Origin of the sequence: Chthoniobacter sp. (assembly GCF_040003245.1) — a bacterium.
GTDB lineage: Bacteria > Verrucomicrobiota > Verrucomicrobiia > Chthoniobacterales > Chthoniobacteraceae > Chthoniobacter.
Genome location: NZ_JBDUCX010000018.1, coordinates 1 through 22,298 on the forward strand (window position 1 = coordinate 1; position 22,298 = coordinate 22,298).

Below are 22,298 nucleotides of genomic sequence, written 5' to 3' on the forward strand. Positions count from 1 at the left end.
CCCGCCGCTGCCGGAAGTAGCGGCGAAATGATTTCAAAGTCAGCAACACAGAAAGCAAAAACAGACATGTCCACCACCACCCAAAAACTCACCGGCAAAGTCGCCATCGTCACCGGAGCCTCCAAGGGCATCGGAGCCGGCATCGCCACCCGATTGGCCGCCGAAGGCGCGGCGGTGGTCGTCAATTACTCCTCCAGCAAAGAGGGCGCGGACAAAGTCGTCGCGGAAATCACCCAGCAAGGCGGCCAAGCGATCGCCGTGCAGGGCAACGTGGCGAAACGGGCGGACATCGACCGCCTTTTGGCCGAAACCAAAAAGGCCTTCGGGCGTCTCGACGTGCTGGTCAATAATGCCGGCGTCTATGAATTCGCGCCTTTGGAAGCGATCACCGAGGAACACTTCCGGAAGCATTACGACGTGAATGTGCTCGGACTGCTGCTCACCATCCAGGAAGGGGTGAAGTTCTTCGGGCCGGAGGGCGGAAGCGTGATCAATATCAGCTCGGCGGTGACCACGTTTACGCCGCCGGGGTCGGCGGTTTATTCCGGAACGAAGGCCGCCGTCGACGTGCTCTCCCGGGTCCTCTCGAAGGAACTCGGCCCGAAGAAAATTCGCGTGAATACCATCAACCCCGGCATGGTCGAGACGGAAGGCACGCACAGCGCAGGGTTCATCGCGAGCGACTTTCGCACGCAGCTCGAAACGCAATCGCCGCTGGGGCGCATCGGGCAGCCGGCCGACATCGCCAGCGCCGCGGTATTCCTGGCCAGCGAGGATTCGTCGTGGATCACCGGGGAATTCCTGACGGTCAGCGGTGGCATTCGCTAAACGCCGCCCCGTCGGAATCGGCAGCGCGGCTGTGGGTCCGACCCCCACGGCATGGCGCGCTCCGGCCGCACACCCGCCAGCGACCAGCCTGCCCGGCGAAATACTTCCTTCGCCGACGATTGTTCCCGGAACCTCTTCGTATTCGGGCAATGCGTGATAGCATCGACTATAATGTCCAAGTCACCGCGGAGAACGGACGCCGATTATGTGCGCTTTCCTCCTTACCATGTTTTCCAGTCCGTAAATCAAAGATCGCGGAGAGACCTGATCGAGCTGGTCTGGCGCACTTCGCTCATCGTCGGAGTTTTTGGCGTAGCGGTGGTGGCCGCGTTTCTGTTGATCCGACAATACTTTACGAGCGTGTAAAGCACCGACGGGTTAATCGTCGATTAACCGGCGGTTTTTGAAACGGCGGCCGCCCAGCTTTCCACCACGGCGTCGTATTCGCTATTGTTCCGGGCGAGTGAGTCCCGGCAGGCGCGCTCACGCATCCGCGCTTCCTTCAGCGCTTCGCCCGCCTCACCACGCTGCAAGAGGCCCTGAATTTCACTCCGTACGTCAAACTCCGCCTCGGCGAGATGCTTTCGTTCATTCCAGTTTTCGTCGACGAGACGTTCAAAACTTGAAATGTCGGGGTTCTCCGCAATTTGCTTATCCATAGCGCCCACTATCGCTCCCAAACTGGAGATAGGCAAACTTACTCGGCCTCGACTTTCGCGTCGATTTTCGCGTCGATTTTCGCGCGGCGGAAGCGGATACGGCTGCTGGGACCGCTGCCATAGTGCTTGACGCCAGTCCAATACGCGGCGTCCGGCTGATTGTGCCCGAAGACCAGGACCGCGCCATCCTTGTTGACCGTGAAGACCTTGCGGACGGCATCGTCGATGACTTTAATCCGCTGTTTGGCGCCGGGCGGCCGCAAATCACGGCTCAACGCTTCCCGTATGTTATCATTTTTCGTAAGGTCCATGCGACAGCTTCCGGTATAAATGCCTCCGTGTCGACTGATGTTTTGGAATGGGTTCCTGAACGGGAAACAAGTCTCCAGCAGGCCAGATATGAGACCGGACCCGAAAGGGATTCGCTCTCGCGCGGGGGATCTCCGTACCTCACATTCGCTATTGAGTCACGATAGGCTATGGTCAGACATGAAACTTCCGATCATCAACCATGCACTGGATTTGGTGATCAAGGGGCAGACCCATCATGTGACGTGCACGGACGTCTTTGACGGGGGTTGCGGTTTTTACTTCGACGCTCTTTTTCCCAAGGCCCCACGACGCAAGCTCACCGTGGGTGCACAGTGCGCCTCGCCGGAACTGGGACGAAACTCCCTGGCGGATTTTGCCAGCTATCCGAAAAGGGACACGAAGACCGTGCGTTTCTTCATTCCGAAGTGGTAGGCCGGCCGAAATCGACCGGCACGCCAAGGCCAAGCCTGGCGGAATTCCTCAGAAAAAGAGGAATGGAGCGGGTGAACGGATTCGAACCGTCGACATCTTCCTTGGCAAGGAAGTGCTCTACCAACTGAGCTACACCCGCAGCGGAGGAAGGCGAAAATAGGAGAGGAACGTGGGGATGCAAGGATTTTCTCATTCATCGCCTCCCGACCGCAGCGGGTGATTGACGGCGCCCCCTTTTTCAAGTCGAGTAACCACCCGTGGCCACTACCACTTCAGCCGACGTGACGCTGACCACGGAGCAAATCGCTTTCTTCCGTGAGCACGGCTTTCTCCGCATGGAGCGGATCTGTCCTCCAGAGGAGGTGGCCTTTCTCCGTGAAGTGTATGATCGCCTTTTCGCCGAGCAGGCGGGCCGCGGACAGGGGGCGCAGTTTGACATGGTGGGCCTGGATGAGGACGGCCAACCGCAGGCTTCACCGCAGATCATCAACCCCGTCTTTTTCGCGCCGGAATTGAAGGAGACGAGCTTTCGGAGCAATGCGCTGGCCGTTGCGCGGCAATTGCTCGGGCCGGAGGCGTTCTGGAGCTTCGAACACGCGATCCTCAAACCCGCCGGCATCGGCGCACCGACGCCCTGGCATCAGGATGAGGCCTTTCGCCGCAACCACCCGCCGGGCTACCAGGAGATCAGCATCTGGATGCCGCTCCAGATCGCGACGGAGGAGAATGGCTGCCTCGAATTCATCCCCGGCACGAACCGCGGCCCGGTGCTGCGCCACGCCTCGCCGGGAGGCGATCCCCGCGTGCACGCGCTCGAATGCGTGGGCGACTTCGATCCGGCGGATGCGGTGGCGAGTCCGCTGCCGCCGGGCGGTTGTACCATTCACCATTGCCGCACCTTGCACCACGCGGGGCCGAATCGTTCCACGATCCCGCGCCGGGCCTACATCCAGGGCTTCGCGCTGCCCACGGAAGGCAACCCGCGGCTCTCGCCGGAATTTCCCTGGAACGTGGAAAAGCAAACCGCGAATCAACAGCGCAAAAAAGCGTGGCGGATGCGCGGCGGTGTCTTGACGGAGATCGGTCGCAAGCTGCGCGCGCGCTGGAAACGCCTCGGGGACGGAGGGTAACCACTAGGCTCGCGTCAGGGTAGAAACACGTTGACTCGGCGGATCGTTTTTATACGGTATCCGCTAGATTTTGAACGCCACACGCGTTGCAGTTTTACTGCGGCGCAAGGGATTTGCAGGGCCATATGTTCAGTCCGAAAAAAGAGAGCTGTATTAAGGGATTATCCCGGGTAACCGGCGGGGCAGTGATATTTGACGATCCATTCGGTCGTCAGTACGAACGGCTCTCCCCGACAGACCCGTTGCGGTTGCGTGACAAGACGCTGCCCGACCGGCTCGTCATCGCCAGCCTCATCTGCGATGCACTCGTCATCGTCTACGCGCTGGTCTTCAGTTTTTGGTTTCGCTTCCAGACATCCCTCGTGGAAGTGGGCGTGCGCGAGCCGCGCAACCTCGGCGAGTATTCAGGGCACATCACCTTCGGCGCCCTGGCCCTGCTCCTCATCCTCACCAGTTTCGAGATCTACGAGCGCAACTCCCTATTGCGCTTCCGCTCCGTCTCGCTGCAGATCCTCAAGGCCTCCATCATCTGGGCCGCCGGCTACCTTTGCATTGCGCTCGTCTTCCATTTCGAACCGCCGATCTCGCGCTTGTATGTGGTGATCGCCAGCCTGCTCACGCCGGCGACCCTGCTAGCGTGGCGCTGGCTCTTTCACCGCTACCTCGCCCGCTCCGGGGTAGCGATCCATCTCCGCCAGCGCGTCATGGTCGTAGGCTGGAACCAGGAAGCGGAGGAGATGGCGCGGACATTCACCGAAGACCCGGTCAGCGCCTATGAATTCGTGGGCTGCCTCGGCTCGATGCGCGCGGGCTTTCAACGACGGCCCGAGGGACAGCTCCTGGGCGAATTCAAGGACCTCCTCAAAGTCATCCACCAGCAGGCCATCGACATGGTCATCCTGGCGGACGTCCACGGCGTGCGCGGGGACATCATCGCCCTCGCCAACACCTGCGAACGCGAGATGGTGCAGTTCAAGGTCATCCCATCCTACTTCCAGATTCTGGTGTCGGGTCTGCATCTCGAGACGGTCGCGGGTGTGCCTATTCTCGGCGTGTCGCGGCTGCCGCTGGACAAATTCACCAATCTGCTCCTCAAGCGCGCGGTGGATGTGGCCGGCGCCCTCGTCGGACTGATGCTCTCGGCTCCGATCCTCGCGATCTTCGGGGCGATCGTGTATTGGGAATCGCCGGGGCCCATTCTCTATCGCCAGCGCCGGCTCGGGCAGAACGGCATGGAGTTCGATATCCTCAAGATCCGCAGCATGCGCCTGGACGCGGAGACCCCGGGCAAAGTCGGCTGGACGACGAAAAACGACCCGCGCCGGCTGCGGATCGGAGCGATGATGCGCAAGTGGAACATCGACGAAGTGCCGCAATTCTGGAACGTGCTGAAAGGCGAAATGAGCCTCGTCGGCCCGCGCCCGGAGCGCCCGGAACTGATCCGCAACTTCAAGCACGAGATCCCGCACTACAATGCCCGGCACGCGGCCAAGCCCGGCATCACCGGCTGGGCCCAGGTCAACGGCCTGCGCGGCGACACCGATCTCACCGAACGCATCAAGTGCGACCTGTGGTACTTGGAAAACTGGAGCCCGGTGCTCGACATTCAGATCATGCTTCTGACCTTCTTCAAGCGCGAGCACGCCTGCTAGGCTGAGCTGGCGGTGATCCAGCGCGTACCCATGGCGGCCGCGAGAATTTTGGGCCTTGACCGGCCTTGACCAGCCTTGTCTGCCCCCAGGTCGATTGAGGTGCGCTCGGGTGCGACGCGTTTAGCGCGTCGCCAAAAAAAAACCTGTCGTCCTGAGCTTGCCGAAGGACCTCCAATATCACCTCTGGCATCTGATGCGTGGCGTTCACGAGAAACTCAGCACGATCTTCCGCCCCATTGGTGAGGAAGAAGGATATTGGAGGTTTGCCCCATGTTTCCGCAGGCGTCTCGCTGCGCTCGGCTTTCGACTTCGCTCAGGATGACAATACCTTCGACGCCACATGCCCCGCGAAAAAAATCTCGCACCTTAAATCGGCTTAACTGGGCTTAAGGCACCTTAAAACGGCTGCTTTCCGTCGGCGGGGAGCCTGGGCTGAGTCCTTGTACATGGTCGGCGGAATGCGGGCGGTCCTGCCGTGGCGGGAGCAGTGGAGAATCGTCGGAGTTCATGCGGGGAAGTATGCCATGACCCGCCGGAAAAAGTGCATCGCTCCATTGGTTTCATTGGCTCCATTGCGGAAAATTCCACCCGGCGCGCGTTCTCCGGTCCATTCGTTCACCAACCTTGATTCCCCCCGCGCTTTGCGAGACAACTGACGGACGCGATCCTGTTGCGTATGGCTGAGTCCGACGATCCCGATTTTCTTCCCACCCGCCCTTGGGATCAGCGTGGGGAGTCGCCGACCATCCCCGCGACTCCGCCGCCCAGTGGTTCGACCCCGCCGCCCACTCCGCGCCGGGGTGCCTGGCAGCCTCCCACGCCGGAACAGTTGCAGCCGGGTTTTCCCCAGTACGAAATCCGCGCCATCATCGGCAGCGGCGGGATGGGTGCGGTCTACAAGGGTTGGCAGAAAAGTCTGCGCCGCTTCGTCGCGATCAAGATTCTTCCGGCCCAACTGGAAGACGCCGATGTCAAATTCGCCGAGCGATTCCAACGCGAAGCCCAGGCCATGGCGCGCTTCACTCATCCGGGCATTGTCTCGGTCTACGACGCCGGAGAGACCCCGGAGGGATTGCTTTACTTCGTCATGGAATACGTCGAGGGGACCGACGTCCAAAAGCTGGTCTCCTCCCATGGCCGGCTGCCGCCGGAAAATGCCCTGGCGATCGCCACGCATGTCTGCGAGGCGCTCGCCTACGCCCACCGGCGCGGGGTGATTCATCGCGATATCAAACCCTCGAACATCATGGTCGATGGCGAGGGGCAGGTGAAGGTGGCCGATTTCGGACTGGCCAAGCTCGCGAGCGATGACTCCGCCGCCTTCCTCACCGGCACCCACGTGCGGATGGGCACTCCCGACTTCATGGCGCCCGAGTCGGCCTGGGGATCGGGGACAGTCGATCATCGCGCCGATCTCTACGCCGTCGGGGTGATGCTCTACCAGATGCTGACGGGGCAGCTTCCGCGCGGGCGGTTCGATCCGCCCTCGCGGCGCGTGGCCGGTCTCGACGTGCGCTTCGATGCCATCGTCGACCATGCGCTCCAGACCGATCCCGAGCGGCGCTATTCGAGCGCCATCGACATCCGCAGCGATCTCGAACGCATCCGCACCGATCCGATTCCTGCCATGCCGACGCCCCCTGCGCCGGCGGCACCTCCAGCGGCGCCATCGGTGGCCATGCCGACGCAACCGTTGAGCGAGCCGACCGTTGGAACGGGCGCTATTCCCGTGCTGGCCCGTAGCGCACCGCACAAGACTCGCGTCGCGCCCTGGGTCATCGGAGTCATTGGAGCGGGAGCTTTCGCCGTGATGGGAGTCCTGTTTCTCAACCGGCCTGGATCGTCGGTCGGCCCTTCGCCGCAGCCGGTCTCAGTCACGCCAGCGGCTTCGACTCCGCCGACTCTTCCTCCCGCGGTCAACAGCGGTCCGATCCAACCCGCGCCGAATAGCGAAACGGAAACCCCGTTGGCGCGGGCCACGACCGAGTCCCCTTTTATGAATACCCTCGGGATGAAGTTCGTTCCCGTGACGATCACCGGTGGCCCGACCGCCGGGCAGCCAGTGCTCTTCAGCATCTGGGAAACACGGGTGCAAGATTACAAGGCTTTCGTCACGGAGACGAAGCGCAGTTGGCCGGTCCAGTCCTTTGTCCAGGATCTTTCCCATCCGGCGGTGAATGTGAGCTGGGAGGATGCCCGGGCTTTTTGTGCGTGGCTCACGGACCGTGAGCACAACGCGGGAAAACTGGCCGCGACGCAAAGCTATCGGCTGCCCAGCGATCACGAATGGAGCTGCGCGGTGGGCATCGGCGATCGCGAGACGGCGGGCGGGGCACCCGCAGACAAGGACAAGCAATTCCCGGACGTCTTTCCGTGGGGCAGTACCTGGCCGCCACCGCCGGGCGCGGGCAACTACAGCGGCGAAGAAGCGGCGCAGCACAAGGGATGGGAGGGGCAAAAGGTATTGACCGGCTATCGCGACGGCTTTGCCGCCACGGCACCTTGTGGCTCCTTTCCGGCCAATCCCCTCGGCCTGTTCGATCTCGGCGGCAATGCGTGGGAGTGGTGCGAGGATGCCTTCAAACCCGGCGACCCACAGAAAACGGTTCGGGGAGCTTCCTACAGCCTCGCCACCCGCAGCGTCCTCCTCTCGTCGGCCCGTTTTCACCTCATCCCGACGATGCACGACGACTCGACCGGCTTCCGATGCGTCCTCGCGGCGGACTCACTACCCATCAAAGCAGCGGAACCCTCTTCGCCTCCCGCTCCCCGATCCGCTTCCGAAATTCTCATCTCGTCCGACTACGAATGGTCGAAACCGGAAAACCTCGGGCCGGGGGTGAATAGCGCCAAGGACGAGTATGCGATGGGCATATCGGACGACGGACTCGTCCTCGTCCTGTCGTCCACGCGCGAAGGGGGTGAACATTTGTTTGAGTGCCGGCGGGAGCGGTTGGACGAACCATTCGGCAAAGCGGAATTGATTGATGAACTGAAGCCGGGACTGGAGAGCGGCCCGTTTCTGAGCGGTGATGGGTTGACGCTGCTCTATGCGTTGCAGCCCAACGCGCTGGCCACCTCCGATATTTACGAAGCCCATCGCGCCAGCCGCGCCGACGGTTGGGAAAGATCGGGCCGCTTGTTCGGACCCGCGAGTTACAACGCCGGCCCTTGTCTTTCCGCCGATGGATTGACGCTCTGGTTCAATTCCAATCGTTCCGGTGGACGTGGTGGATTCGACCTCTGGCGCGCACGCCGCCCCTCGCCCGGGGCTCCTTTTGAAGCACCCGTCAATCTTGGGAGCGGCGTCAATACCGATGCCGAAGAGTTTTCACCGCGGATCACGGCGGACAACCGGGCCCTTCTTTTCTATCGCGAGCGACACGGCACGGGGCAGCGTCTCTTCGTCGCGCTGGCCGACGACAAGGGCAGCTTCAACGCGCAGCCACTCGTCCTCGCGGTGAACAGCCGGGTGCAGGCTCCCACGCTCTCCACGGATGGTCTCACCCTCTACTTCGCTTCCGACATGCCCGGAGGTCAGGGCGGCTGGGACCTGTGGCAAATCCGCCGCGTGCCGAGGGCGCGTTGAAAGTTCCCACTCGAGGAAAGACAATCAGACAATGAGACTGGGAGACAGCGCCTTCCGATTGTCCCATTGTCTCCCCATCTGATTGTCCTTCAACCGCGCTAAAGGGGGCGGGCCAGTTTGTGGCCGCGCAATTGACCGAGCAGGCGCGTCGTCATTTCCCAGCAGCCGAAGAGCGCGTCGAACTGCCACTTCCGCCAGCGGGAGCAATCGGGGTTGAAATGTTTCTGGTAGAATTGCTTGGTCCCGCGAAAGACCTCGCGCGACATCACCCGGTACTCCTTGGCGGAACTTTGCCCCTTGAGATGCGTGATCGTGTGGCGTCCATCGTAGACGACGCGCAGGCCCGCGCGCGTGCAGCGCAGGCAGAGATCGAGATCATCGCCATACATGAAGAAGCGCTCGTCGAAGAGCCCGATGCGCGCGAGATTTTGGCGCGACACCAGCATGAATGCGCCGTTCACCGCGCCCACGTCGTAGGTCCCATTTTCCGGCAGATAGGTCAGGTTGTAACCGGCGAGCAGGCGCACCTGCGGGAAGCATTTCGCCAGGCCGGTCGCCCGCGTAAACCCATCCCACACCGTGGGGATGGAACGACGGCAGGCGAGGTCCATCGACCCATCGGCCAGCACGAGCCGCGGCGAATAGATGCCGATCTCCGGCTCCACGCGCAGCCGCTCGAGGCCCGCGACCAGCGCCTCCTCGTTCACGACCGTGTCGGGATTGAGGAAGAGGATATGCTCGCCACCCGCCTGGAGGGTGCCGCGGTTGTTCGCGCGGCTGAAGCCGAGATTGCCGCCGGCGGCGATCAGCCGGGCCCACGGGAAACCGTCGCGCACGAGGCGCTCGGTTTCATCCGGCGAGGCGTTATCCACCACGATGGCTTCGACCTCCCGGCCCAGCAAACGCCGGGGCAGCGAATCGAGGCACGCGCCAATGTCTTTCGCGGAGCGATACGTGACGATGATGACCGAGAGGATGGGCGCATTCGGCGCGCAATCGGCAGAAATGAAAGGAATCGTCTCGGACATGCGCTCAGTATGCCTCCATCAAGAGTGATGTTTTCTCCGCCGGGCGTTCCCGGCGGGCCGCCAGCACCTGCTCATAGGCGCGCAGCGTTTTCTCCGCCGCGCGTTCCCAGGAAAATCCGCGGAGAAATTCGGTATGATCTTCGGGTGCCCGATCGAGGGCCGCAGTCAGGCCCGCGGCGATCGAGGCCTCATCGTAAGGATCGCAATAGTCAACGCGCTTTCCGTAGTAGTCCTGGAGGCAGGGAGATTGCGTGACACACGCCCGCGCGCCGCAGGCCAGCGCCTCCAGCACGACCAGGCCACAGGTTTCAAAGAAGCTCGCCAGGACCACCACCGCGGCGCGGGCCATTTCCACCGCCAGTTCCGTCTGGCTCACGACTCCCGCGTACTCCACCCATCCGGGGACGAGTTCCGCGCGCACTTGCGCGGCATAGCCGTCATGCGCCTCGGTCATCGCACCGAACAAGCGCAAACGGTGCGCACCACGCGGGAGGCGCTTGAAAGCGCGGATGACGCCGAGCTGGTTTTTGCGCGGCTCGATCCGGCCCACGCAAAGAATATCCTGCCGCGCGATGTTGCCCGGTGCGGGACGCCCGGCGAAGGTGAAGCCGTTGGGCACGACAAACGCCGCCCGCGGTGACGCGCCCAATTCCGAGCGCAGCAAAGCCAGCTCGGCATTCGAATTCGGCAGCACCGCATCCGCTTCCCGCACCACGGACCGTTGCATCGCACGAAAGCCGAGGACTGATGACCAGGAGATGGGCAGCCCGGACCGCCGCGCGTACCACGCTTCCTTGGCGGATTGATAAGCCGTGAGCGGGAACCACGGCCAGCGCCGCACGTGGCCGTAGAACTTTCGCATTTCCTCCGTGGAGTGCCAGATCGTGCTCACCACGACGGGGACATGACGCGCGCGCGCCTGGAGAAATTGCGCCAGCGTCTCGTGAATGCGCGTCGTATTGAAAAGATGCACGAGATCGAATCCCGCGGGCATCTCCGCCACGCCGGGCAGCACCGCCGTCTCCACCCCCAGCGCCTCGAGTGCCTCGCGCGTGCGGCGGAGTTGCACTTCATCGCCGCCGGGAAAGCGCTCGATGTCGGAACGGATGCGGAAAAGCACTCTCACACCAGCACCTCCTCCCGTCGTTTTCCCCGGACCACTTCGCGCACGTTCATCCGTGGCGCGTAGCGAAAGCCGATGGCCACAAATAGCGGCAGACAACCGAGAAACGTCATCGATTCACGGGCAATGCCTTCGCCCATGACGAAAAAGAGATAGAGGAGGAACACGATGTCCGCCGCTTCGCGCCCGCTGGCCCGCCGCGCCGCGCCGATGAAGAAAAGAACGAGCGCAAGCGCGCCAGGCAAGCCCTCGTGGTAAATGAGCCAGAGGTATTCGTTGTCCGCCCAATGATAGAATGGCGCGACGTGGTTATCCAACAGCGCGGCCACAGAGGAGCCGCTGAGCAGAATCATCGGCTGGTCGATGATGGCGGCGATCACTCCCTGCCAGGCGCGATCGCGCATGAAGGCGCTCGCGGTACTGCCGGCCCGCTGGTGCTTGAAAAAGATCGCACTCAAGTACTCCGAGAGTTCGTTCACCCCAAAGAGGCTGATGAAGATGGCGAAGGTGAGCCAGGCGAGGAGCGCCCATTTCATCCAGCGCCGCGCCTGTTCCGGGAAGGCCTGGAGAGCGAAGGCCACCATGGCCGCCCCGGCCACGCCAAAAAAGGCGGAGCGACCGCCGGACAAATACAGCATCATCCCGAAGAGGGCCGCCCCGACCCAGCCGATGCACCGCCACCCGATTTTGCGGGTGATGCTGGCCAGCGCGAGCCCTGCCACGGCGGAGGAGCCCATCAGGTTGGCGAAGGAAAACACGTCGCGCTGCAGGCCCTTCAAGCGAAGCTGTTTTCCTCCGAGGGTCTGCTCGAATCCCAGTGTCACACCCAGCGCCGACTTCTCACCGCTCTTGATGCTGAAAACGTAGCGGTTCGTTTGGTATTCGTGAAATCCGGCGATGCCGTCAACCGTCAAAAGCAGGAGAGTCAGAGATCCCAGGATGACCACTCCGCGCGGCTCGAGCCAGGTCAACACGGCGAGCGTGCCGAGCATGATCCAGTCGCTCCACAGCACCGTCCACTTCCAGACGGTGAAGGCCTCGACGGCATTGGCCATATCGATCACCGACGGCAGGACTAACAGCGGTCCCCAAGCCAGCCACCAGCACTGCCGCATCCAGCGACCGAACAAACCGGTGCGATAGAAGAACCACACACAGGCCATAAAATGCAGCCCCATCAGCGCGTCGCGGGCGTAGACCTTGCCCCCCAGATAATAGTGCAAGAGGCCGCTCGGAAAATAGAGCAGCGCGATGGCCCATCCGGAAAAGACGAGAATTTGCGCGTAACGTTCATCACGCGGGGCAAACATCGGACGACTGCGTGGGGCAAAGACGGCGTTCATCCGACAGGCATGGGGAGTGGCGCGGCGTCCGCCGTGCGTTCCAGCAAGGAAAGCACTCGCTCGCCACAGGCATCGATCGCAAAGGCTGCGCGCCGCTCCTTGGCGCCGGCCCGCCAGCGAGCCAGAATGGAGGAATCAGACAGAATCGCCCGCAGCCGTGCGGTCCAGGCCGCCACATCACCGGGCGCCTCCAGCGCACCGCTGACTTCATCGGCGACCAGTTCCGGCAAGCCACCCGTGCGGCTCGCCAGCACCGGCAACCCCAGATGAATGGCCTGATAAATGACCAGCGGCGAGTTTTCGAACCACAACGACGGCGTGAGCAACAGATCGCTCTCCTCCATGAAATCGCCCACCTTCGCGGGCGGGACACGACCCGAAAAACTCACCCACGACGCTTGCTCATAAAGTCCGCGCAACCGCTCCAGTTCCGCGCCGCCGCCGACTACTTGAAAATGAAACGCGTGCGTGCGCGCCAGTTCAGTCAGGACGCGGAGGATGAACTCCACGCCCTTGATTTCGGTCACCTGTCCCACATAGAGCAATCTGACGATGCCGGTCGCCGGGCGTCGCAAGCCCGTCGGCGCGGCAAAGGACAGCGGCAACGGGAGGGCGGCCGCCTCAAGATGCGGCGGCAAGTGAGGGCGATAGCGTTCCAGCAGAGCACGCGAAGGCGACCAGAAGGACAATCGTCGAATGCCCGCCCAAGCCGAGCGTTTCACCGCCGTGGAAATCCGGCAGACGAGATGCTGCTGAATGCACTCCGCGCCATGGCGAAACATGGCCATGTTCACGCACAGAAAGCCAAAGTCGTGCAGTGTCTGGAGACAGGGCACCCCGCTCGCCGCGATATCGCGCAAGACGGCATAGCCCAGGCCCTGCAAGTCGTGGCAGTTGATCACGTCTGGCTGAAACTCCGCAATCGCGGCCGCACAGTATCGTCCTGCTTCCCCTCCGAAATGGTCCTGCCAATGCCACACCGCCCGGCGCAACGCCGGCGGCCGCGTCAATTGACCCAGCGGGTAGACGTAGCCGAAATCCCGGCGTTCGACGATGATTCCATCCTCCGTTTCCCGCACGCCTTCCGGATGCTCCGCCGACGCCGTGGTCAGGACGCGCACTTCATGTCCGCGACCGGCGAGCCAGCAAGCCCACGCGCAGGCGGCTACTTCGGCACCACCGATGACGCGCGGTGGGAAGAGATTGCTCACGATCAGCACTTTCATGCCCGCCCTCCCCGGAGAAGTTTCTGCATCAATCCCCAGATAAACCCGACGCCCCAGGCGTGATGCATGAGCCAAAAAACCGGCGCGATCAGCAGCAAGGCGGGCCGGCGTTTCATCAGCAAGGCGGCGAACGCAGCCGCGACGAGCAATCCGAAATAGCACAGCGGGAGGAGCAAGAGCACGGGCGCCCAGGGCGAAAGGGTCAACGCCACCACTTCCAGGGCGACGAGAGCCGGAGGGGCCAGTTGGCGCGGACGCAGGCTCCCGCGGTGCTTGTAGAAATTGGCCGCACGTCCCTTGCCGTATTTGAAGTACTGCTGGGCCAGTGGCCGGAATCCCGCGCGCGGGAAATAATGCATGCGCAGTTCGCGATCGAGATAGATGCGGCCCCCGGCGCTGAGGATGCGATACGACAGTTCGCTGTCTTCATTGTGCGACATTCCTTCGTCGTAACCGCCGACGCGGTCATAAAATTCCCGGCGGAAGCAACCGTGCTGGCCGTGGTCGACATAGCCGGAGAATTTTCCCAACCGGTAGAGCGAATCGCCCACGCCGAGCGGATGCGCAAAGGCGAAGGCGACCGCTTCCTGGAAGGGCGTCATTCCGTGCGGTTCATTGACGAAGACGACCAGTTCCGCACGCGTCTCGATCGCGGTCTGGATGCAGCGCGGGATGAAACCCTCTGGGTAGCGCGAGTGCGCATCGAGGCGAACGAGAAATTCCGCCTGGGCGGTGGCCGCCCGGGCCGCGGTATTTGTGCCGGCCGATTGCAGGCGGCGCGGATTTTCAATCAGCCGGATTTGCGGATGGTCCACCGCCATGGCGCGCACGATCTCCGCCGTGCGATCGGTGCTGCATCCATCGGCGACGAGGATTTCGAACCGTTCATCCGGATAGCCGGAGGAGAGGACCGAGGCGAGGCAGCGCTCGATATAGCGTTCCTCGTTGAACACCGGCAGGACGATGGAAATGAACGGTGAAGCAGACACGGTAATCAGGTGACGCGGGCAAGGTTGAGTTCACCAAATGGATGCTGCGCGAGGAAATCGGCGGTCAGTTTTTCCCAGCTATAGCGCGCGGCGAAATCGAGCGTCTCCTCCACGGCGCCGTCGTCGAAAGTGGAGAACTCCTCCAGCCGCTGCCGCCATTCCTCCGGGCTCCCGGAAACGAGCACTGTGCCGGGCAATCCGGTAAATCCTTTGACGCCGGATTCCGTGGCCAGCACGGGCACGCCGCGGCCGCAGGCGTCGACGAGCTTGAGCTTCGAGCCCGCGCCGTAGGCAAAGGGCAGCACGGCGAAATGCATTTCTTCGATGAGACCCGCGAGTTCCTCCTCCGCGAGATTTTCCCGCAACTGCCAGCCATGCTGCGCGCAGAGCTGCCGCACTCCCGCACTGGGATGCGCGCCCAGCACGAAGAATTCCGCGGCCTCCTGCAATTGCGGCCAGAATTCGCGGGCAAAGAATTCCAACGCATCGAAACTGATCTGCACCGAAAGCAGGCCGAGAAAATACAGGCGCTTTTTCTGCGCACGGTAATCGGGCCGCTTTTGGCGCGGACGCAGCGTGCATCCATTGGGCAGCACGAGATGCTCGAGATCGGGACGCAGTTCCCGATAGGCCGCGGCGTCGCGCTCGCTGACGTGAATCAAGCCGGTGCCGGCAGGGAGTTCGCGCAGGGTGCGCAGAATCGCTTGCAGCGAGTGTCGGCAGACCAGTTTTTTGAGCGGATTGCGCGAATGGCGCGCAAGGTTGTTCCACCACTCGGGATCGAAATTGTGCGTATCGATAAAGACCCGGGCGTCGCCGGCGATCTCCGCGACCAAGGGCCACGCCCACAGAAAATTCACCACGATCAGGTCGGGCTGCAAGGCACCGACCCGTTGCGCGACCGCTTGCTGCCAGGCGCCCGGCATGTGTTTCAGGACCAGATAATGCGTCGCGGTCACCGCCGACCCCAACGCAGCCAGCACGCTCGAACGCTCGCCGCCCGGGAACGGTTGCACATCGCCGGCCGGCAGATTCATCGTCGTTCGTTTGGCCAGGAAGTGGGTTTCCTCCATCCCGGCGGCAAGGCCCCGCGCAATCTCGTACGAGCGGATCGCCGCGCCGTCGCGTGCGGGAAGTTCGCAATGGGGCGCGAGGATGACCAGTTTCATTCGGGCACCGCCATTTCGGTAAGAGGGCCCCGGCGAAAGATGCGCAGGCAAGCGACCATTTCGGTGAAGACAGCGCGCTGGAGAAGGTAGAGCGCGCCCACAAAACAGGCGGTTCCCGCCAGCGTGGCGAGGCCGAGCGTCAGCGCCGCGCCCGCGTTGACCTGTTTTACCGCAACCACCGCCGCGGCCATTGCCGCGGTGACGACCAACAGAGGCAACACACGCCGGATGGATTCCCACGGCGACAGGCCCAGGCAATGCTTGAGGACCACCAATTCCACCGGATAGAGCACCGCCGCGCGAACGAGGCTCGCGAGCGCGACCGCTTCCATCCCCCAGCGCACCGCGATCGCGAAGCCCACCAGATTCAGCGTGAGGTGCGCGCAGGTCAGCCAATTGCACCAGTCGGGGCGACCGGCGCCTGTCAAAGTGGAGTTATGCACCGACGTCAGCGCCTCGAAGCCACTGCCTAACAGGAGGACCTGCATGGTCGGCGCCGCGGGCAGCCATTTCGCCCCGAAGAGAACGGTAATGACTTCCGGCACCAGCAACGCCAGGCCGATTGATACTGGCAGAACGAGCACGCTCTGCATCCCGACCACGCGATAAAAGGCCGCGGCAAAGCGATCCGGTTGCCCCTGCAGCCGCGAAAACGAGGACAGCGTGACGCGCCCCAAGGAGCGAATCATGATCTCCGAGACCAGAGTGCTCACCCGTGCCGCGATGGCGAAAAATCCGCTCTGGAGCGGACCCAGGAATTTCCCGACAAAATACTGCCCGCTGCGCCGGCTGACGAGGTTGGCCAGATCCGCTGCCATGGCATGGAATCCGAAGCGGACCAAACGCCGCGCTTTCTCGCGCGAGAATCGAAAGCGAGGCCGCCAGGGACTGATCCGCCACAAGAGGACGACCTCGGCGAGACCGGACAAGAGTTGCTGGCCGACCAAGCTCCAGACGCCATAGCCCAATAAGGCGAGCGCAATGCCGAAAGCTCCTCCGATGATACTCACGAGTAGGGTGCGCAAGGCGAGAGAGCGGAAATCCAACTGGCGCGACAGGACCGCATTTTGCATCGAGCAAAGAGCGGAGAAAATGAAGATGGGGGAGAGGGCCGCGACAATCGGCGTAAGGCTCCTCGTGCCAAAAAAATCCGCGACGACCGCGGGCAGTCCAATCGTCAGGCCAAAGAAACCCAACCCCACAGCCATTTGCAGCCAGAAGGCCGTATCGAAATTCTCCTCGTCGTATTCCTTGCTCTGCACCACCGCCGGCCCGAGCCCACAGAAGATCAGGAATTGCGCGAGCATGACATACAGGTTCGCCAGCGCCACGAGACCGAAGTCGGTGGGCGAAAGCAGGCGCGCCATGAAGAGAAAGACGACAAACGCCAGGCCCTGGCTGGCCGCACCCTCGATGGTGGACCAACCCGCGCCCCGAATGGTTTGCGTGCGGATCTCTGGGACCCGCAAATCATCTGTTGATTCAGGCGCTTTCATTTCAAGAACAGGATCGACGTCCATTGGGCAACGGGTGACTCCGGAGACCGCTGATCAACAAATCGGCTGGCGACCGCCCGCATCAGGAGCGTCGTAATGATCGAAGCTACGAGGACGAAGACGTAACGGATGGTGAATGAATGGAACGCCCCTTCCGGGTATCGTTGCAAAGTCTGGGCGACAACGAAGAGCCAGAAAATATGCCACAGGTAAATCCACATGGAATAGGCGCCGAGATTGCATAACCATTCAGGCAATCTCGCTGCGACCGCCGGGCGCGTGAAACCGACGTAGAGGACGAGCGAGCAAAACAACGCGTAAGACAGGTAGTAGATCTGCGCCGGGTATTTGTATGACTGCGTATCCAGCGGGAGCCCTGCCCATCGCAGCCAGCCCAATTCCACCAGAAACACCGACAGCATCACGGCGGCGAGCGCCAGAATCCGACGCGTCGAAAGCCGCCCCAGATTGAAGCCGATCAACGCCACTGCATAATAAGGCAATGGCTCGACGACGAGATACTTGATCAGACTGTCCACCGACGACGACCCGGTCGGCCGCATAAAGGCATTGATGAGTTCCAACAAGCCCATGATCGCTGGAATCGCCAACCAGACGCGCGCACCCAGCCAGGCGTTGGCGCGGAGCAGAGGGGGCGAGAGCACGGCGACCGCAAGGTTGATCCGAAAAATCCAGACCGCACCGATACCAGACCCGAGCAGAAAGGTCCCAACGACGGCTTTGGCCGCGTAGGGAAAGGGAGTGCCAGTCACCCTGGACCAAAGGGCCACGATCAAAAAATAGAGAACGAAAAAGAACCAGGTCGGCGCCAGAATTCGCCCGGCCCGCTTGCGCAAATATTCACCCGCAGTGAAAGGCCGGTGGCGGTACTGCCGTTCGATGAGGATGGCGGAGATCAGGATCACCAGCGGGACATCGAACTGACGCAATTGGAACAACCAGGCAGGTGGCGAGTTATGGGCAATGACGATGCCGGCGACACCGAGGAAACGGAGAAAATCCAGGCTGGAATCGCGACGCGCCTTGGGGATCGCGGCCGCGCGCGGAATCGCCTCATGAAACGAAGTGGTTGCCGGAACGGTGGCGTTCATGAAACGAGTTCCTCGATTGCTCCGAGGTCGCGCACGACACGCGCAGGGGCGCCGACCGCGAGGGAATTGGCCGGCACATCCTTGGTCACGACACTGCCCGCGCCAACGACCGAACCCTCTCCGATGGTGACACCTCCGAGAATCGTCACGTTGGCTCCGATCCAAACAAAATCGTCCACGACGATCGGCCCACGACTCATAACCGGCCGGCGGCCACGGCGGTCGGACACCAGCCGATGGCCGGAGGTCGTGAAAATAGTCCGGAATCCTATGTCACAGCTTTGGCCGATCGTGATGGAGTTACCCGCATCGAAATAGACTTCGCGGTTGAGGTAACAGTTCGCGCCGATCACGACCGGATCGCAGCGTGACTTGAGGGTCAGCCCCGGGGAGACCGTCACCCGCTCGCCGAACCCGTAGCCGCAAAAGCGCAGAACGGCACCACGACAACGGTCGCCAATGCGACCCGGGCCGAGGCAGTCCAACAAACGCAATAACAGCGCAGTTAAAAGGACATCGATCTCTTCGGCGATCTTACTCACGATAGGACTGGGCTGCCGCTTTCCTGTTCCCCGAGGGGCATCGTCAGGATATTGGAGCGCGCCTGGCGACGCAGTTTCAAGCGCTGCACACTGTCGCTGATCGCCGGGCGCACCGATGGGCGGCGGGCAAACCCCAAGGTCAGACACCAGATCGGCAGGACGGTGAACGGCTGAAGCATCGCGCCAGAGGTGATGAAGTAGAAGAACAGGAGCGCCACCGACAATGTCCGCGGCAGCGCCGCCCGCGAGAACATGGAAAACCACAAAATGAGAAACGCGATCAATCCGACGACGCCATACTCCACGGTCGCCTTGGGAACCGGCGAGTAGTTCGCATTGGTCTCGAGGTTTAACTCCTCCACACTAGCTTCAGCGGTGCCTGCACCCATGCCGAAGAGGCCCAGTTGATTCGATACTGACCATGGCTTGGCCATGGCAATGAAAGGAGCAACGAACCGCTGGTGGCCGCTGGTTCCGGGACGACGCACTTCATCCAGACGAGAAAGATAGGCATCACCGTATCCACTGACCGCCACCAAAATACCGGCCATGGCGAGGCCGACAGCAACGACAGCCATCATTCGAATATTTGAGACAAAGGCGAGCCCTCCCAGCAGCATCAAAATGCCTGTGCCCGAGAACGAGCAGATCAAGCCCACGCCCAGCAATAGCAAGCGGCTCGGCCGGCGGAAAAACACCAATTCCCCAAGGATCGCCAGCGCGGAGAATTGAGATAGAACCGATGGTTCAAGAAACACCATGCCGTTGGCTTTCAAGGTATCAATCGACCCGGCGAAAATGGGAGCAGCGGTATTGAACCCGGCCATCTGCCAGGCTTCCGGAACCCAGTCGATCGGGTCGAGATACATCCCACCCAAGGCCAACTGACCGACCAACTGCGTCAAAGCCAGCAGGCTGACCAGACACATGACCGAGACCAAACTCTTCCAAAGCAGAGGGAGATCGCGGCGTAAATCGAGTCCAGTAGAAAGAGATAGGGGCGCGTAGAGCGCGATCACATACGCGACAGAGAGTATCGAGGAGGTTCGGTGGACGAATACGGTCTCGGCAATGATGACCGCGCTAACCAAGCCGACGGCGAGCAAGCGGGTGGCGGAAAGGCTGGCGCGATTGATGAAGGCGATGAGCCCCAAGCCGCAGAGACCGAAAAAGAAGGAGATCGGTATTTGCTTGTCACCGAGCGGAATGGCCACGCGCGAAAGCAGCATCGACACGAGCAGAATCGCCAGGCAAATGCGCCTGACGAGCGTGCTCTTCGAAATCGATACGCCATCGCGCGCACTGGCTCTAATCGGGGTGTTCAGCTCAGATTGCGCTCTCATAGCATATTGATTTTTGGGGTGCGCTTCCAGACGCGGAAGCAAGGCATTTCAAGGCGTCTTCCGCCGGCAGTGTCGCGCCCACCCGGCTGTAGAACTGGGTGAGCCGCCGGGCAAAGATGGACTGCGAAAATTCCTCATGGGCTCGCACCCGCGCATTCTCGGCAAGCTGCTGACGCCGGGCCGGGTTCCTCGCCAGCTCGATGAGGCCATTCGCCAAAGCAGCCGCGTCGCCCGGAGGATAAAGCAGTCCGTCCACATCGGCACGCAGGAGTTCAAGAATGCCACCATTGGCACTCGCGATCACCGGCACGCCGATATTCATGCATTCGAGGACATATAAACCGAATGGTTCGGGATCGATGCGGCACTGCAACGCGATGTCATAGGATGGCAGACGTTTTATAAAATCGCTTTGGAAGCCGTGAAATTGCACGGCTTTCGTGATTCCCAGTTCCACAGTCATCGCCTGCAATTGGGCAAAATATTCGTTGCCTTCGAGCGGGCCTCCAAAGACGTCCAACGTCATATCCACGCCGGCGGCGAGCACCCTGGCCAGTGCTTCCAAGGCGACATGCAGACCCTTATTCCATTCCATGCGACCGCTCGCCACCACGCGAAGCGGACCGGAGGCGACCGACGCCGGGCGTGAGACACGAGCTTGCGGCGATACACAGTTGTGCACGACCTCGGTAGCTACCCCCGATGGCGCCCACCCCGCGGCTGATGCGCGGCTCACGCAGAGCAGCCAATCCGCGCCTCGACGAGCTTGCCGCCAATTGAAGCGGGCCGGGATGCCGAAGTGCCGGACGACATTCAGGTTGTTGTGAATGTGCCAGATGGTTCGGTAGCAGCCCGGATATTTCCGACGGAGCGCGCCAAGGGAAAAGTAATGCGCGAAGACGTTCCCGTGCAGCACGCGCAAACCCCGCCGCTGACAAATGCCGTGGATTTCATCCGCGCACTTTTCCCACAACGGTCGCTTTTGCAGCACTTGCCGGATAGCCGCGAAAAAGCCGCGACTCGGTGAGAAGGTCTGAAATGGACTTCCGCTTTCCAGGACATGCACGGGGACACCCAAGGCAGCGATTTCATCACTCTCAGAGCCCGGATTGAAAGCGATACATTCTATCCCGGGAATGAGACGCGCGATCAGCCGCGCGACCTGGCCCACGCCATAGTTATCGTCACCTTGAATAAGCAGGCCCACTCGTGAGGCGGCTGCCGGAAGTTCCGTCTCCACGGTGAAACGGGGCTCACTCATCGGCGGGCCCTCCGGTTAGATCCTTGATGGCGGCGGCAAAGACCTCTCCCTGTGCCCGCCAGGACAACTTATCAATGTTCGCCGGCGTGGGTGCCGGCCTGTCCGGCCTTCCATGAACAGCGCTCATCGCTTTAATGAGCGCGCTCCGCCACGCCTCGGGACTTTCGCCCGTGGGAATCAAGGTAACCGACCCTGGAAACCGACGCGCAATGGTTCTCGGTCCCGGAACGTCGCTCGCCAGAACGGGCAAATCAAACAGGACGCCCTCCAGGCAAACCATTCCGTAGATTTCGAAATTGGTCGGTAGCACCAGTAAGCCGATGCGGCGATAGAGGTTTCCGAGCTGCCCTTGAGTCAGACTCTGAACAAAAAGCAGGCGGCCCGCCTGGACCAGATCGGCAAATTCCGCTTGCAAGCCGGCTTCATCTGTCCCCTTGCCGACCACAATGGCACCCGCACTCGCGAGGGCTTCGTCACGCAAGTGACGCAAGACCCATCTGACGGGGCGCCGGCTGTCCACCGCTCCCACGTAAAGGAGCGGACACGAATGGGTGGCGAGAAAGTCCTCCATCGCGGGAGGCAATGGCTCCGGCGTCAAAAGGCGCGCCGCTTGCAAGCCCACTCCGACCACGCGCGGATTCCGCAATCCATACGCAGCGAGCATCTCCCCGGCACCCTCATTCTTGACCAGGACAGAATAGCGACGGCGACGGCTCAACGCTGCGGCAGCCAATCTCGTCCAGGCCAGGCGCAGCCAGCGATTGAATCCAGAAGGCTCCCAGTAATGCCCTTGGTAGAGCAGAATAGGCATGCTGGCGGGGATGCGCAGGAGCGCTTGCAGATTGCCCGGCAGACACAAATCCGAGATTTGGACGACGTCGTACTTCGTCCAATCGATTTGGGACAGGTCGTCGAACCACGACATCGTGTTCACAAATCCTCCGTAACGCATGGGCCGGAGGCGGTACGGCTCTGAACCCTCACTGGAATCGTCCTCTAGCGCGGCCGCGATTTCCACGTCGATACCGCGAAGGTGCAAGTCCGCGGCGAGCCCCATCTCCTGC

General features: G+C 61.9%; 19 protein-coding genes and 1 tRNA gene. 5 read left to right on the forward strand and 15 right to left on the reverse strand.

Annotation, left to right across the window (positions count from 1 at the left end):
• Positions 1-66 precede the first annotated feature (66 nt).
• Positions 67-828 carry a glucose 1-dehydrogenase gene (locus ABJF10_RS03855; protein ID WP_348543201.1) on the forward strand — a complete coding sequence of 254 codons (762 nt, stop codon included), beginning with the start codon at positions 67-69 and terminating at the stop codon, positions 826-828.
• Between the two features lie 389 nt (positions 829-1,217).
• Here ABJF10_RS03855 and ABJF10_RS03860 read toward each other — a convergent pair whose 3' ends face one another.
• Together ABJF10_RS03860 and ABJF10_RS03865 are read right to left on the reverse strand one after the other, a co-directional pair.
• Positions 1,218-1,523 (reverse strand): hypothetical protein, encoded by a 306-nt coding sequence (locus ABJF10_RS03860; RefSeq protein WP_348543202.1) that lies wholly within the window; start codon positions 1,521-1,523, stop codon positions 1,218-1,220.
• Between the two features lie 2 nt (positions 1,524-1,525).
• Positions 1,526-1,798 carry a hypothetical protein gene (locus ABJF10_RS03865; protein ID WP_348543203.1) on the reverse strand — a complete coding sequence of 91 codons (273 nt, stop codon included), beginning with the start codon at positions 1,796-1,798 and terminating at the stop codon, positions 1,526-1,528.
• 178 nt (positions 1,799-1,976) lie between these two features.
• Here ABJF10_RS03865 and ABJF10_RS03870 point away from each other — a divergent pair, with 178 nt between their 5' ends.
• Positions 1,977-2,231: a hypothetical protein gene (locus ABJF10_RS03870; protein WP_348543204.1), complete on the forward strand. Its 255-nt coding sequence runs from the start codon at positions 1,977-1,979 to the stop codon at positions 2,229-2,231.
• A gap of 63 nt (positions 2,232-2,294) precedes the next feature.
• Here ABJF10_RS03870 and ABJF10_RS03875 read toward each other — a convergent pair.
• Positions 2,295-2,370, reverse strand: a tRNA-Gly gene (locus ABJF10_RS03875).
• A gap of 118 nt (positions 2,371-2,488) precedes the next feature.
• On the opposite strand from ABJF10_RS03875, the gene ABJF10_RS03880 reads away from it, so the two are divergent.
• The 3 genes from ABJF10_RS03880 (at position 2,489) to ABJF10_RS03890 (ending at position 8,602) form a co-directional block, all read left to right on the forward strand.
• Positions 2,489-3,361, forward strand: coding sequence for a phytanoyl-CoA dioxygenase family protein (locus tag ABJF10_RS03880; RefSeq protein ID WP_348543205.1), 873 nt, complete (start codon positions 2,489-2,491; stop codon positions 3,359-3,361).
• Positions 3,362-3,546: 185 nt separating this feature from the next.
• Positions 3,547-5,013: an exopolysaccharide biosynthesis polyprenyl glycosylphosphotransferase gene (locus ABJF10_RS03885; protein ID WP_348543206.1), complete on the forward strand. Its 1,467-nt coding sequence runs from the start codon at positions 3,547-3,549 to the stop codon at positions 5,011-5,013.
• 676 nt (positions 5,014-5,689) lie between these two features.
• Positions 5,690-8,602, forward strand: a complete 2,913-nt coding sequence (locus ABJF10_RS03890) for a protein kinase (protein WP_348543207.1) — start codon at positions 5,690-5,692, stop codon at positions 8,600-8,602.
• A gap of 98 nt (positions 8,603-8,700) precedes the next feature.
• Here ABJF10_RS03890 and ABJF10_RS03895 read toward each other — a convergent pair whose 3' ends face one another.
• From ABJF10_RS03895 to ABJF10_RS03950, 12 genes are all read right to left on the reverse strand, one after another.
• On the reverse strand, positions 8,701-9,630 hold the full coding sequence (locus tag ABJF10_RS03895) for a glycosyltransferase family 2 protein (protein WP_348543208.1): 930 nt from the start codon (positions 9,628-9,630) through the stop codon (positions 8,701-8,703).
• Positions 9,631-9,634: 4 nt separating this feature from the next.
• On the reverse strand, positions 9,635-10,756 hold the full coding sequence (locus ABJF10_RS03900; protein ID WP_348543209.1) for a glycosyltransferase: 1,122 nt from the start codon (positions 10,754-10,756) through the stop codon (positions 9,635-9,637).
• A complete protein-coding gene (locus ABJF10_RS03905; protein WP_348543210.1) occupies positions 10,753-12,096 on the reverse strand; it encodes a hypothetical protein in 1,344 nt (447 codons plus the stop codon). The genes ABJF10_RS03900 and ABJF10_RS03905 overlap by 4 nt, the downstream gene beginning before the upstream one ends.
• A complete protein-coding gene (locus tag ABJF10_RS03910) occupies positions 12,093-13,322 on the reverse strand; it encodes a glycosyltransferase family 4 protein (protein WP_348543211.1) in 1,230 nt (409 codons plus the stop codon). The genes ABJF10_RS03905 and ABJF10_RS03910 overlap by 4 nt, the downstream gene beginning before the upstream one ends.
• Positions 13,319-14,311: a glycosyltransferase family 2 protein gene (locus ABJF10_RS03915; RefSeq protein WP_348543212.1), complete on the reverse strand. Its 993-nt coding sequence runs from the start codon at positions 14,309-14,311 to the stop codon at positions 13,319-13,321. The genes ABJF10_RS03910 and ABJF10_RS03915 overlap by 4 nt, the downstream gene beginning before the upstream one ends.
• Before the next feature lie 5 nt (positions 14,312-14,316).
• Positions 14,317-15,480: a glycosyltransferase gene (locus ABJF10_RS03920; RefSeq protein ID WP_348543213.1), complete on the reverse strand. Its 1,164-nt coding sequence runs from the start codon at positions 15,478-15,480 to the stop codon at positions 14,317-14,319.
• Complete coding sequence (locus tag ABJF10_RS03925) at positions 15,477-16,976, reverse strand: lipopolysaccharide biosynthesis protein (RefSeq protein WP_348543214.1); 1,500 nt, start codon at positions 16,974-16,976, stop codon at positions 15,477-15,479. Before ABJF10_RS03925 ends, ABJF10_RS03920 begins: the two co-directional genes overlap by 4 nt.
• A complete protein-coding gene (locus tag ABJF10_RS03930; protein WP_348543215.1) occupies positions 16,973-18,088 on the reverse strand; it encodes an acyltransferase in 1,116 nt (371 codons plus the stop codon). The genes ABJF10_RS03925 and ABJF10_RS03930 overlap by 4 nt, the downstream gene beginning before the upstream one ends.
• Positions 18,085-18,630: an acyltransferase gene (locus ABJF10_RS03935; protein WP_348543216.1), complete on the reverse strand. Its 546-nt coding sequence runs from the start codon at positions 18,628-18,630 to the stop codon at positions 18,085-18,087. The genes ABJF10_RS03930 and ABJF10_RS03935 overlap by 4 nt, the downstream gene beginning before the upstream one ends.
• Positions 18,627-19,973 carry a hypothetical protein gene (locus tag ABJF10_RS03940; protein WP_348543217.1) on the reverse strand — a complete coding sequence of 449 codons (1,347 nt, stop codon included), beginning with the start codon at positions 19,971-19,973 and terminating at the stop codon, positions 18,627-18,629. Before ABJF10_RS03940 ends, ABJF10_RS03935 begins: the two co-directional genes overlap by 4 nt.
• Positions 19,957-20,889, reverse strand: a complete 933-nt coding sequence (locus ABJF10_RS03945) for a glycosyltransferase family 4 protein (protein WP_348543235.1) — start codon at positions 20,887-20,889, stop codon at positions 19,957-19,959. Before ABJF10_RS03945 ends, ABJF10_RS03940 begins: the two co-directional genes overlap by 17 nt.
• 337 nt (positions 20,890-21,226) lie before the next feature.
• Positions 21,227-22,252, reverse strand: a complete 1,026-nt coding sequence (locus ABJF10_RS03950; protein ID WP_348543218.1) for a glycosyltransferase — start codon at positions 22,250-22,252, stop codon at positions 21,227-21,229.
• Positions 22,253-22,298 lie beyond the last annotated feature (46 nt).

Bases quoted from the DNA above. Each gene is read 5' to 3' on its own strand.
- ABJF10_RS03855 (WP_348543201.1), top strand. From the start codon at position 67: ATGTCCACCACCACCCAAAAACTCACCGGCAAAGTCGCCATCGTCACC.
- ABJF10_RS03865 (WP_348543203.1), bottom strand. From the start codon at position 1,798: ATGGACCTTACGAAAAATGATAACATACGGGAAGCGTTGAGCCGTGAT.
- ABJF10_RS03870 (WP_348543204.1), top strand. From the start codon at position 1,977: ATGAAACTTCCGATCATCAACCATGCACTGGATTTGGTGATCAAGGGG.
- ABJF10_RS03890 (WP_348543207.1), top strand. From the start codon at position 5,690: ATGGCTGAGTCCGACGATCCCGATTTTCTTCCCACCCGCCCTTGGGAT.
- ABJF10_RS03895 (WP_348543208.1), bottom strand. From the start codon at position 9,630: ATGTCCGAGACGATTCCTTTCATTTCTGCCGATTGCGCGCCGAATGCG.
- ABJF10_RS03905 (WP_348543210.1), bottom strand. From the start codon at position 12,096: ATGAACGCCGTCTTTGCCCCACGCAGTCGTCCGATGTTTGCCCCGCGT.
- ABJF10_RS03910 (WP_348543211.1), bottom strand. From the start codon at position 13,322: ATGAAAGTGCTGATCGTGAGCAATCTCTTCCCACCGCGCGTCATCGGT.
- ABJF10_RS03920 (WP_348543213.1), bottom strand. From the start codon at position 15,480: ATGAAACTGGTCATCCTCGCGCCCCATTGCGAACTTCCCGCACGCGAC.
- ABJF10_RS03925 (WP_348543214.1), bottom strand. From the start codon at position 16,976: ATGAAAGCGCCTGAATCAACAGATGATTTGCGGGTCCCAGAGATCCGC.
- ABJF10_RS03930 (WP_348543215.1), bottom strand. From the start codon at position 18,088: ATGAACGCCACCGTTCCGGCAACCACTTCGTTTCATGAGGCGATTCCG.
- ABJF10_RS03940 (WP_348543217.1), bottom strand. From the start codon at position 19,973: ATGAGAGCGCAATCTGAGCTGAACACCCCGATTAGAGCCAGTGCGCGC.